The organism is Kitasatospora sp. NPDC056783 (assembly GCF_042789895.1).
Classification (GTDB): Bacteria; Actinomycetota; Actinomycetes; order Streptomycetales; family Streptomycetaceae; genus Kitasatospora.
The window spans coordinates 1-9,657 of record NZ_JBHUAF010000337.1; the positions used below are offsets into that span (position 1 = coordinate 1).

Sequence of the window (9,657 nt, forward strand, 5' to 3'; positions counted from 1 at the left end):
CCCGGCCCACGCCCGCGGCGCGCGCCCGCCCGCCCGCGCCCGGGGGGGGGGCGGCGCGCCCGGACGCCGCCGGACCCCGCGGCGCCCTCGCCGCGGTCGCCGCGGGCTGCGCGGGCGGCGACGACGGGGACGGCAGCGCCTGGGCCACCCTGGCCGTCGCGTTCCTGGCCGCCCCGGTGATCGCCCTCGCGGCGAGCGTCGTGACGGCCGTCCTCAGCGTCCGGTCCGGCTACCGGCTCCTCCCGGTCGCCGCCGCGGTCGCCCCGTTCGTGCTGCCCGCGCTGCTCTCCTCCGGCGCCCTCCGGTGATCGGCCGGACGGTGCGCTCGCGAGCCCGCCGACCGGCGAGAATGGCCCCGTGGACACCGAGAACCTCCAGCCGCTGCTGACGCCCGAGGGCCAGGCCCTGCTCGCCGAGTTGCGCGAGTTCACCCCCGAGGAGGAACTGGCACTGGCGACCCGGCTGCGGCGGGAGCACCCCGCGGAGCTGGTGTCGGCGGCGTTCGGGCAGGCACGGCTGCGGCAGCGGGCGCGGGCGAAGTTCGGGGCCGACGCCGACCTGATGTACTTCACCCCCAACGGCGTCGAGCAGTCCACCCGGCGGAGCGTGGCCGAGTGGCGGGCGCGGCGCTTCGCCGCCCTGGGCGTGCGACGACTGGCGGACCTGTGCTGCGGCATCGGCGGGGACGTGCTGGCGCTGGCCCGGGCGGGCATCCGGGTGCTGGCCGTCGACAAGGACCCGGCGGCCTGCGCCGCCACCGCCGCGAACGCCGCCGCGCTGGGCCTGGCCGAACTGGTCGAGGTGCGCTGCGCGGACGTCGCCGAGGTGGACGTCACCGGCTACGACGCGGTGTTCACCGACCCGGCCCGGCGCACCTCGCGCGGCCGGGTGTTCGACCCCGAGGCGTACGCCCCGCCGCTCTCGTGGGCGGTCGAGGCCGGCCGGCGGACCCCGATCGGCGCGCTGAAGGTCGCCCCGGGCATCCCGCACGAGGCCGTCCCCGAGGACGCCGAGGCCGAGTGGGTCTCCGACCACGGCGACGTCAAGGAGGCGGTGCTCTGGTTCGGCACCGGGGCCGCCGGCCCGCACCGCGCCACCCTGCTGCCGCAGGGCGCCAGCCTGACCGGCGGCGACCTGCCCGACCCGCCCGCCGGCCCGGTCGGGCGCTACCTGTACGAGCCGGACGGCGCGGTGATCCGGGCCCATCTGGTGGCCGAGGTGGCCGAGCAGGTGGGCGGGCGGCTGATCGACCCGAAGATCGCCTACCTGACCGCGGACGAGCTGGTCGCCACCCCGTACGCGCACGCCTTCGAGCTCACCGACGTGCTGCCGTTCAACATCAAGAAGCTGAAGGCGCTGCTGCGCGAGCGGGCGGTCGGCACGGTGGTGATCAAGAAGCGCGGGATGGCGATCACCCCGGAGGAGCTGCGCCGCCAGCTCAAGCCGTCCGGGCCGAACAGCGTCACGGTGATCCTCAGCCGCACCGACCACGGCCCGCTGATGATGCTGGGGCAGCCGGTCTGAGTCAGGAGGCGGGCGCCTGGATGTAGTCCTCCAGGCGGGCCACCGAGAAGCCCTGCTCCTGTATTCGGGCCAGCAGGTCGCCGAACATCTGGGTCATCGTGGCGCCCTTGAGCTCCGAGGGGCCGCGGAAGTGCGCCAGGATGATGTCGCCGGGCTTCAGCTTCTTGTCCCCCGCCTGGTACTGCATGTCGTGTATCTGCATCGACTCGCGCCACAGCACGATGGCGCGCGGGCCGCACTGCTGCACCGAGGTGTTGAGCGTCGCGGTGTTGGCGCCGTCGCCGAAGGGCGGGCGGAACAGCAGCGGGGCGGCGCCGTACTGCTGGGTGAGCGCGGACTGGGCGTCGCAGATCTCGGACTTCTGCTTCTCGGCCGGGATCTTGCTCATCACCGGGTGGTCCACGGTGTGGTTCTGGACGTGGTTGCCGAGCGCCTGGAGCGGCTTGAAGTAGGCGTAGTCGTTCTTGACGATGTCCCGGGTCAGGAACATCGAGATCGGCACCTTGAGGTCGGTCAGCATCTCGACGAACTTCGGGTCCTTCTCGGCCCCGTCGTCGATGGTGATGAAGACGACCTTGTCGCTCGTCTTCACGTCGCTGAACACCGGTACGGCGCCGGTCCGTTCGAGCTTGACGGGCTTGTCGGCGGGCGGCGCCGGGGCGGGGGCGAGCGGGGTGAGGTTCCACTTGGCCCAGGCCGCCGCGTCCGCGCCCGCCGGCGCCGCGGTGGTCGGGGCGGCGGTGGCCGGGGCGGCGGTGGCCGGCGTCCCGCCGGCGGGCCGGGGCGCGGCCGGGGCGGTGCCGGTGCCCTGGGCGGCCGGGGCGCTGCCGCCGCCCCCGTTGTCGCCGCATCCGGTGGCGAGGGCCAGCAGGGCCAGCACCCCCGCCGCGTACGTCCTGGTCCTGCTCCGCCCGTCCCTGATCACCGCAGTGCGCTCCCGGTTCCCGTCCAGCCTTCTCTCAGCTATGCACGGTAACGGCCGGGGCCGCGGTTCCCTCGTTCGGGTTACTCGACGTGCTCGCTGGTGAAGGACCAGCGGTGCGCCGGGCGGCCGAGCAGCTCGGCCGGCGGGTCGGCGACGGGCACCGGCTCACCGCTCCACCAGGTGATCAGCAGCACCCTCTCGCCGGGCGCGGAGAGCAGTTCGAGGCGCTCCAGCCCGGCCGAGCCGCGGAGCGCGGGCAGCGCCGACTCCCGGGCCCAGACGGCGAGTTCGGCTCCCCGGCCGGCCGCCGCCCGGGCCTCCCACATGGCGGCGACGGTCATGCCGCGCCACCGCCGAGGGCGTCGTAGGCGTGGCTGTGGAAGTCCCCGTGGCCGATGTCCGCGGCGGGCACGTGGACGTCGGTCACCGGCAGCGAGGAGTCCGCCGACAGGTCGAGGGAGGACGGCGCGCGGTCGCGCCACACCATCTCGGCGCCGAGCGCCGCGACCATGGCGCCGTTGTCGGTGCACAGGCCCGGCCGGGGCACCCGCAGCCGGATGCCGGCCCGGTCGCAGCGCTGCTGGGCCATCTCGCGCAGCCGCGAGTTGGCCGCCACGCCGCCGCCGATCATCAGGTGGTCGACGCCGCTGTCCTTGCACGCCTTGACGGCCTTGCGGGTGAGCACATCGGTGACGGCCTCCTGGAAGGACGCCGCCACGTCGGCGATCGGCACCTCCTCGCCGGCCCGGCGCTTGGCCTCCACCCAGCGGGCGACGGCCGTCTTCAGGCCGGAGAAGGAGAAGTCGTACTCGGGGTCGTTCTTGCCGGTGAGGCCGCGCGGGAAGGCGATCGCCTTCGGGTCGCCCTCGCGGGCCGTCCGGTCGACGATCGGGCCTCCGGGGAAGCCCAGGCCGAGCACCCGGGCGACCTTGTCGAAGGCCTCGCCGGCCGCGTCGTCGATGGTCGCGCCGAGCGGGCGGACGTCCCTGGTGATGTCCTCGCTGAGCAGCAGCGAGGAGTGCCCGCCGGAGACCAGCAGGGCCATCGTCGGCGAGGGCAGCCGGCCGTGCTCCAGCTGGTCGACGCAGATGTGCGAGGCGAGGTGGTTGACCCCGTACAGCGGCTTGTCCAGCGCCCAGGCGTACGCCTTCGCGGCGCTGACGCCGACCAGCAGCGCGCCGGCCAGGCCGGGGCCGGCCGTGACGGCGATGCCGTCCAGGTCGCTCGCCTTGACGCCGGCGGTGTCCAGGGCGCGCTGGATCGTCGGGACCATCGCCTCCAGGTGCGCGCGGCTGGCGATCTCCGGGACGACGCCGCCGAAGCGGGCGTGGTCGTTGACGCTGGAGGCGACCGCGTCGGCCAGCAGGGTCGTGCCGCGCACGATGCCGACGCCGGTCTCGTCGCAGGAGGTCTCGATGCCGAGGACGAGCGGTTCGTCAGCCATGGCGGGTGTCCTCAATGTCCTTCGGGTCAGTGCTGTCAGTGCTCGGGTGGTCGAGGCGCATCACCAGCGCGTCGACGTTGGCGGGCTGGTAGTAGCCGCGCCGGATGCCCACCGGTTCGAAGCCGTGGCGCTCGTACAGCCGCTGGGCGCGCGGGTTGTCCACCCGCACCTCCAGCAGCAGCTCGGCGCATTCGCGCCGGGCGGCCTCCCGGATCAGGTCGGTGAGCAGCGCCGCGCCGAGGCCGGCGCCCTGGTGGCGCTCGTCGACGGCGATGGTCTGGACGTCGCCCTCGCCGGCGACGGCCATCAGCCCGGCGTAGCCGACGATCGTGCCGTCCGCGGCGGTGGCGACGGTGTAGTGGCGGGTGCCGCCGGGGTGGGCCTCGGCCAGTTCGGACCAGAACATCCCGGCGGACCAGGCGTCCTCGGGGAAGAGCCGAAGCTCCAGCTCCAGCACCGGCGCGATGTCCCACCAGCGCATCGGGCGCAGGGTGGTGCCGTGGTTCACGCCGGGAGCACCGCCTTGTAGCCGGCGGGGACCTGGGCGTCCGGGCGGCGCAGGTACAGCGGCTGGTTCGGCAGCAGCTCACGCCCGGCGGTCAGCTCGGCGGCGGCGAAGCCGGCCAGGGCGCCGGCCGAGACGTGCTCGGGGCCGTGCGCGCCGGGGAAGGCGTCGGGGTAGAGCAGCGCGCCGGCGCCGACGGCGCTCTCCCGCGGGGTCAGCTCGGCCGGGCGGTCCACGCCCGGTCCCTCGGTGCGGCGGCCCTCGGCGTCGTACGAGGCCCAGTAGACCTCCTTGCGGCGCGCGTCGGTGGCGACGGTGAACGGGCGGTCGTCCAGGCCCTCGGCTCGGGCCTGGTGGGCGATCGCGTCCAGGGTGCAGACGCCGTGCACCGGCAGCCCGAGGGCGTGGCCGAGCGCGGCGGCGGTCACCAGGCCGACCCGCAGGCCGGTGTACGGGCCGGGGCCGACGCCGACCGCGATGCCGGTCAGCCGGTGCTTGTCCACGCCGGCGGCCCGCAGGACCCCGTCGATCGCGGGCAGCAGCAGTTCGCCGTGACGCCTGGCGTCGACCTGGTGGGTCTCGGCGAGGACGGCCGTGCCGTCGTGGACGGCGGCGGTGACGGCGGGGGTAGCGGTGTCGAACGCGAGCAGCAGCACGGGTCAAGGTTAGACCGACGTTGGGCCGTCCGGCCGATCGGCAAGGTGTACCACCCGGGAACACACATCCGAGGCACTGCGACCCGCACGGATGAACCTGGCACGATGGGGCCGTACGTAAAGGGACGGCGGCGGGAGCGGCAACGTGGCGAAGATGGGTCCTGGAGTGGTGGTCACGGGGTTGACCCTGGGGGCCCTGGCGATGGTCAGCCTGCTGGCCTTCCAGGCCAACGGCGCCCAGGACCGGGCGGGCGGCATCAGGCCCACCGCCACCACCACGGAGACCGGTACGGCCACCGCCGCGGCGCCGAGCGCCTCGGCCACCCCGACCGTCCCGCCGCTTCCGGCCACCTCGGGCACCGGCACCCGGGTGGTCTACTCGGTCGGCAGCCACTACGTCTGGCTGGTCGACCCGAAGAAGAACCCGCAGGTCGCGGCCGCCTTCTCGGTCACTCCGGGCTCGGTCGAGCCCACCCCGGGCAGCTACGCGGTGTACAGCCGCACCCAGACCACCACCGGCACGGACGGCAAGCAGATCGAGCACGTGGTCCGCTTCGCGCAGCAGAACGGCGTGGTGTTCGGCTTCAGCGCGGCGGTGGACGGCGCGACGCCGACCACCGACCCGACCGCCAAGACCGGCGGCATCCGGAGCGGCCGTGCCGAGGGGCAGCTGCTGTGGGACTTCGCGCCGAAGGAGACCAAGGTGGTCGTGGTCGCCTGATCCCGGAAGGGGCCGACGGCGGCCGGGCGGGCCGCCCCGTTACGCGGCCCGGGGCGTCCTGGCCTCGGGCCGTTCGTCCTGCCTGGGCTCCGGTTCGGGCGGGGTGGAGACCGCCTCGGCGGCCGCGCAGGCGGCCAGCAGCGCCCGCATCGGCTCTCCCGGAGCGCGGCGGGCGGACTCTCCGGCCCCGGCGGCGCGGACCGCGCGCTGCGGGGCGGGGGTGGGGCTCGACATGGCGCCTCCCTAGTTAGGCAGACCTAACCGCAGCACCCATCCCACCACGCCCGGCACCCCACCCGCAACACCTTGCCGACAAGCTGTCGGCAAGACGTCGGCACGATGCCGCGCCGTCACGGGGTCGGCGGCCGCCGGGGCAGGTCCTGTCCGGTCGATCCCGGCCCGGCGGGATCGACCGGCCAGGGCCTAGCCGAGGTCCGCCAGCGCCACGTCCGCCCAGCGCGGGCCGATGCCGGTCAGCACCACCCGGCGCGGGTCCTGGTCGTCCCCGTCCGCGGTGTCGCCGATGGCCCGCTCGATCCGGACCTCCAGACGGTCCTCGGACAGCCGCTCGACCTTGCCCTCGCCCCACTCGACCACGACCACCGACTCGGGCAGCGAGACGTCCAGGTCGAGGTCCTCCATCTCGTCCAGGTCCCCGCCCAGCCGGTACGCGTCCACGTGCACCAGGGCCGGGCCGCCGACCAGGGACGGGTGCACCCGGGCGATCACGAAGGTCGGCGAGGTCACCGCCCCGCGGACCCCCAGCCCCTCCCCCAGGCCCCTGGTCAGCGTGGTCTTCCCCGCCCCCAGCTCGCCGGAGAGCAGCACCAGGTCCCCCGGCCGCAGCAACGCGGCCAGCTCCCGGCCGAGCCGGCCCATCCGCTCCGGCGTGGGGACGGTGAGAGTGGCGTGCGAGCCCATGCGCGTGTCTAGCCCTTCGATCCGTACCGGCGCACCGACCACCGGCCGCCACCCGCTACCGTGCCACATCGACGTGCCCCGGCGCGGGCGGGCCTCACGCCGGGTCGACGACGGTTTCCGCGGCCCGCTCCCGGGCCAGGTCGAGGACCGCCCCGGGCAGCGCCGCCGCCCCGGCGAAGCCGACGGCCCGGCGCAGCAGCCGGGCCAGCTCGTGGTCGACCAGCTCCGGGCACTCCAGCATCAGCAGGTGCCCGGCCCCCTCGACCAGGACCAGCTCGGCGCCCGGCAGCCGCGCGGCCATCGCCTCGCTGTGCACCGAGGGCGTCAGCAGGTCCTTCGTCCCGGCCGTGACCAGGACGGGCAGACCGCGCAGGGCGGCCAGCGCCTCGTACTTCTCGTGCACGCCGAACACCGGGTAGAACTCGGCGACCACGTCGATCGGGGTGGCGTCCAGCAGCTGCTCGGCGAAGCGCACCACGCCGGGGTCGACGTCCCGGCCGCCGAAGGAGAAGCGCCGGTAGAAGACCGCCGTCACGTCCGAGCCCAGCCGCCTGGTCGCCTCCACCAGGTCGACCTGGCGGCCCAGCAGCTTCATCATCCCGGGCGCGACCTTCTTGAAGAGCTTCGCGCCGGCCTTCGGCAGCCCGAGGCTGACCTCGTTCCAGTCCCCGGCGAGGGTGCCGATCAGCGCCACTCCGGCGACCCTCTCGCGGAACAGCTCCGGGTGCTGGTCGGCCAGCGCCATCAGCGCCATGCCGCCCATCGAGTGGCCCACCAGCACCAGCGGCCCGGTCGGGGCGACGGCGTCGATGACCGCCTTGAGGTCGCCGCCCAGCTGGTCGATGCCGGCCGGCTCGCCCGCCAGGTACGAGCGGGAGCGCTCGGAGCGGCCGTGGCTGCGCTGGTCCCAGAAGACCAGCCGCAGCCCCTCGCGCAGCGCGGCCCGCTGGAAGTGCCAGCTGTCCTGGTTGAGGCAGTAGCCGTGGCAGAACACCACGGTCAGCGGCTCGGGGCCGTCGCCGTCGGGCTCGTCCCAGCCGGTGCCGTCCAGTTCCACGTACAGCTCGGTGCCGTCCGGCGCGGCCACCGTCCTCGGGCGTCCGCGCAGCGAGCCGTACGGGGCGTTCGCGTCCAGCTCGGCCCGGGCCCGGCGGCGCATCGCCCGGCCGACGGTCAGCCGCTCCACCGCCACGCCCGCGGCCGCCCCGGCCGCCAGCACGCCGACCGAGATCCCGATCAGACCCGCCCGGCTGACGCCGGTCGCGGCACCGGCGGCCCTGGCCACCGCCGCCACCGGATCGCGCCGGGCCGGGGCGTCGGTCATGCCGACGGGCCCTCGGTGTGGCTGCCGCCCAGGTGGCGGCGGGGCACCCGGGCGCCGATCCGGGTGATGATCTCGTACGAGATGGTGCCACAGGCGCGGGCCCAGTCCTCCGCGGTGGGCTCGCCGCGCTCGCCGGTGCCGAACAGCAGCACCTCGTCGCCGATCGCCGGGGTGTCGCCGCCGAGGTCCACCACGAACTGGTCCATCGCGACCCGGCCGGCCACCGTGCGCCACTTGCCGTCGATCTGCACCGGGCCGGTGCCGCTGGCGTGCCGGGGGATGCCGTCGCCGTAGCCGACCGGGACCAGGCCCAGGGTGGTCGCGCCCGGCGTCGTGTAGTGGTGGCCGTAGCTGACCCCGTGCCCGCCGGGGACGTGCTTGACCAGGGCCAGCCGCGCCGTCAGCGACATCACCGGGCGCAGCCCGAAGTCGGCCGGCGAACCCACCTCGGGCACCGGCGACAGCCCGTACGCGGCCAGGCCGGTGCGCACCAGGTCGAAGTGCGACTCGGGCAGCAGCAGCGCGGCCGGCGAGTTCGCCAGGTGGCGGACCTCGGGGCGCAGCCCGGCCGCCTCGGCCGCGGCCAGCGCGGCGCGGTAGGAGTCCAGCTGGGCCCGGATCGACGGGTGGCCGGGCTCGTCCGCCGCGGCGAAGTGCGACCAGACGCCGACGACCGTCAGCAGCCCCTCGGCCTCGGCGCGCCGGGCGGCGGCCACCAGCCGCGGCCAGTCGTGCGGCTGGCAGCCGTTGCGGCCGAGGCCGGTGTCGGCCTTCAGGTGCACCCGGGCCGGGATGCCGGTCTCGCGGACGGCCGGCAGCAGTTCGTCCAGCGCCCACTGGCCGCTGACCGAGATGTCCAGGTCGGCGCGCAGCGCCTCGCGCCAGGGCCCGCCCGGCGTCCACAGCCAGCACAGGATGCGGGCGTGCTCCGGGCGGATGCCCGCGGCCCGCAGTGCCAGCGCCTCGTCCGGGGTCGCGCAGCCGAGCCAGCCGAAGCCGTTCGCGACCGCCTCCCGGGCGCACTCGACCGCGCCGTGGCCGTAGGCGTCCGCCTTGACCGCGAGCATCACCGCCGCTCTGCCGACGCGGTCGCGCACCGCCGCGAGGTTGCCTCGCAGGGCGGCGAGATCGATGGTCGCCTCGGCCCGTACGCCGTCGGTGAGGGTGGCCGTGCCGGTCGTGTTCGCAGTTGTCATCAGGGTCAGTCTCCCAGACGTCCCGGAGTCCTCGCCGAACGGCCCTTCGGCGCGGCGGCCCGGTACGGCGCGCCGGCGTGCGGCGGACCGCTCTTCCACCCCGTACAGGACGCGCCGACCGGAGGCCACGGTTCCGCCGGTCCGGAGCCGCGTCCGCGCTACCCCGCCCGGACCGCCCGCCACACCGCCGGCAGCGCCCCCGCCACCGCGAGCGCCGTCACCGGCGCCCCCGGCGCGCCCGCCGCCTCCCGGCCGGCCAGGCCGTGCAGGTAGGCGGCCGCCGAGGCGGCGTCCAGCGGCGCCAGGCCCGCCGCCAGGAGGGAGCCGGCCAGCCCGGCCAGCACGTCACCGCTGCCGGCGGTGGCCAGCCAGGAGGTGCCGGTGGGGTTCACCCGGACGGCGCCGCCCGGATCGGCGACCACCGTGGTGGAGCCCTTGAGC

Annotated in this window: 12 protein-coding genes and 1 pseudogene; 3 read left to right on the plus strand and 10 right to left on the minus strand. The window is 75.6% G+C overall.

What is annotated here, in order from left to right; translation table 11 throughout:
- Together ACFRMQ_RS32285 and ACFRMQ_RS32290 are read left to right on the plus strand one after the other, a co-directional pair.
- A pseudogene (locus ACFRMQ_RS32285) lies at positions 1 to 308 on the plus strand (hypothetical protein); the annotation flags it as partial.
- Positions 309 to 357: 49 nt separating this feature from the next.
- Positions 358 to 1,524 (plus strand): SAM-dependent methyltransferase, encoded by a 1,167-nt coding sequence (locus tag ACFRMQ_RS32290; protein ID WP_380734282.1) that lies wholly within the window; start codon positions 358 to 360, stop codon positions 1,522 to 1,524.
- 1 nt (position 1,525) lies between these two features.
- On the opposite strand, the gene ACFRMQ_RS32295 is transcribed toward ACFRMQ_RS32290, so the two are convergent.
- The 5 genes from ACFRMQ_RS32295 to tsaB all read right to left on the minus strand — a co-directional run bounded on the left by ACFRMQ_RS32295 (position 1,526) and on the right by tsaB (position 5,054).
- Complete coding sequence (locus ACFRMQ_RS32295; protein ID WP_380734283.1) at positions 1,526 to 2,449, minus strand: polysaccharide deacetylase family protein; 924 nt, start codon at positions 2,447 to 2,449, stop codon at positions 1,526 to 1,528.
- Between the two features lie 80 nt (positions 2,450 to 2,529).
- Complete coding sequence (locus ACFRMQ_RS32300; RefSeq protein WP_380734284.1) at positions 2,530 to 2,790, minus strand: hypothetical protein; 261 nt, start codon at positions 2,788 to 2,790, stop codon at positions 2,530 to 2,532.
- Positions 2,787 to 3,893 carry a tRNA (adenosine(37)-N6)-threonylcarbamoyltransferase complex transferase subunit TsaD gene (tsaD, locus tag ACFRMQ_RS32305; RefSeq protein WP_380734285.1) on the minus strand — a complete coding sequence of 369 codons (1,107 nt, stop codon included), beginning with the start codon at positions 3,891 to 3,893 and terminating at the stop codon, positions 2,787 to 2,789. Before tsaD ends, ACFRMQ_RS32300 begins: the two co-directional genes overlap by 4 nt.
- Positions 3,886 to 4,374 (minus strand): ribosomal protein S18-alanine N-acetyltransferase, encoded by a 489-nt coding sequence (gene rimI, locus ACFRMQ_RS32310; RefSeq protein ID WP_380734293.1) that lies wholly within the window; start codon positions 4,372 to 4,374, stop codon positions 3,886 to 3,888. Before rimI ends, tsaD begins: the two co-directional genes overlap by 8 nt.
- A gap of 23 nt (positions 4,375 to 4,397) precedes the next feature.
- The gene (gene tsaB, locus ACFRMQ_RS32315; RefSeq protein WP_380734286.1) at positions 4,398 to 5,054 is read right to left on the minus strand and encodes a tRNA (adenosine(37)-N6)-threonylcarbamoyltransferase complex dimerization subunit type 1 TsaB; all 657 of its coding nucleotides are present in this window, start codon (positions 5,052 to 5,054) and stop codon (positions 4,398 to 4,400) included.
- A 154-nt stretch (positions 5,055 to 5,208) separates the two neighbouring features.
- Here tsaB and ACFRMQ_RS32320 point away from each other — a divergent pair, with 154 nt between their 5' ends.
- Positions 5,209 to 5,775: a hypothetical protein gene (locus ACFRMQ_RS32320; protein ID WP_380734287.1), complete on the plus strand. Its 567-nt coding sequence runs from the start codon at positions 5,209 to 5,211 to the stop codon at positions 5,773 to 5,775.
- Between the two features lie 39 nt (positions 5,776 to 5,814).
- On the opposite strand, the gene ACFRMQ_RS32325 is transcribed toward ACFRMQ_RS32320, so the two are convergent.
- The 5 genes from ACFRMQ_RS32325 to ACFRMQ_RS32345 form a co-directional block, all read right to left on the minus strand.
- Positions 5,815 to 6,009: a hypothetical protein gene (locus tag ACFRMQ_RS32325; RefSeq protein ID WP_380734288.1), complete on the minus strand. Its 195-nt coding sequence runs from the start codon at positions 6,007 to 6,009 to the stop codon at positions 5,815 to 5,817.
- A gap of 189 nt (positions 6,010 to 6,198) precedes the next feature.
- Entirely contained in the window at positions 6,199 to 6,696 is a 498-nt protein-coding gene (gene tsaE / locus ACFRMQ_RS32330) for a tRNA (adenosine(37)-N6)-threonylcarbamoyltransferase complex ATPase subunit type 1 TsaE (protein ID WP_380734289.1), read from the minus strand.
- Positions 6,697 to 6,790: 94 nt separating this feature from the next.
- A complete protein-coding gene (locus ACFRMQ_RS32335) occupies positions 6,791 to 8,020 on the minus strand; it encodes an alpha/beta fold hydrolase (RefSeq protein ID WP_380734290.1) in 1,230 nt (409 codons plus the stop codon).
- Positions 8,017 to 9,216 carry an alanine racemase gene (gene alr / locus ACFRMQ_RS32340; RefSeq protein WP_380734291.1) on the minus strand — a complete coding sequence of 400 codons (1,200 nt, stop codon included), beginning with the start codon at positions 9,214 to 9,216 and terminating at the stop codon, positions 8,017 to 8,019. The genes ACFRMQ_RS32335 and alr overlap by 4 nt, the downstream gene beginning before the upstream one ends.
- A 158-nt stretch (positions 9,217 to 9,374) precedes the next feature.
- Positions 9,375 to 9,657 (minus strand): NAD(P)H-hydrate dehydratase (locus ACFRMQ_RS32345; RefSeq protein ID WP_380734292.1); only part of this gene is annotated, 283 nt, incomplete at its 5' end.

Coding starts and splice junctions, on each gene's coding strand:
- ACFRMQ_RS32335 (WP_380734290.1), bottom strand. CDS start 8,020: ATGACCGACGCCCCGGCCCGGCGCGATCCGGTGGCGGCGGTGGCCAGG.
- ACFRMQ_RS32300 (WP_380734284.1), bottom strand. CDS start 2,790: ATGACCGTCGCCGCCATGTGGGAGGCCCGGGCGGCGGCCGGCCGGGGA.
- tsaE (WP_380734289.1), bottom strand. CDS start 6,696: ATGGGCTCGCACGCCACTCTCACCGTCCCCACGCCGGAGCGGATGGGC.
- rimI (WP_380734293.1), bottom strand. CDS start 4,374: ATGCGCTGGTGGGACATCGCGCCGGTGCTGGAGCTGGAGCTTCGGCTC.
- alr (WP_380734291.1), bottom strand. CDS start 9,216: ATGACAACTGCGAACACGACCGGCACGGCCACCCTCACCGACGGCGTA.
- ACFRMQ_RS32320 (WP_380734287.1), top strand. CDS start 5,209: ATGGGTCCTGGAGTGGTGGTCACGGGGTTGACCCTGGGGGCCCTGGCG.
- tsaD (WP_380734285.1), bottom strand. CDS start 3,893: ATGGCTGACGAACCGCTCGTCCTCGGCATCGAGACCTCCTGCGACGAG.
- ACFRMQ_RS32325 (WP_380734288.1), bottom strand. CDS start 6,009: ATGTCGAGCCCCACCCCCGCCCCGCAGCGCGCGGTCCGCGCCGCCGGG.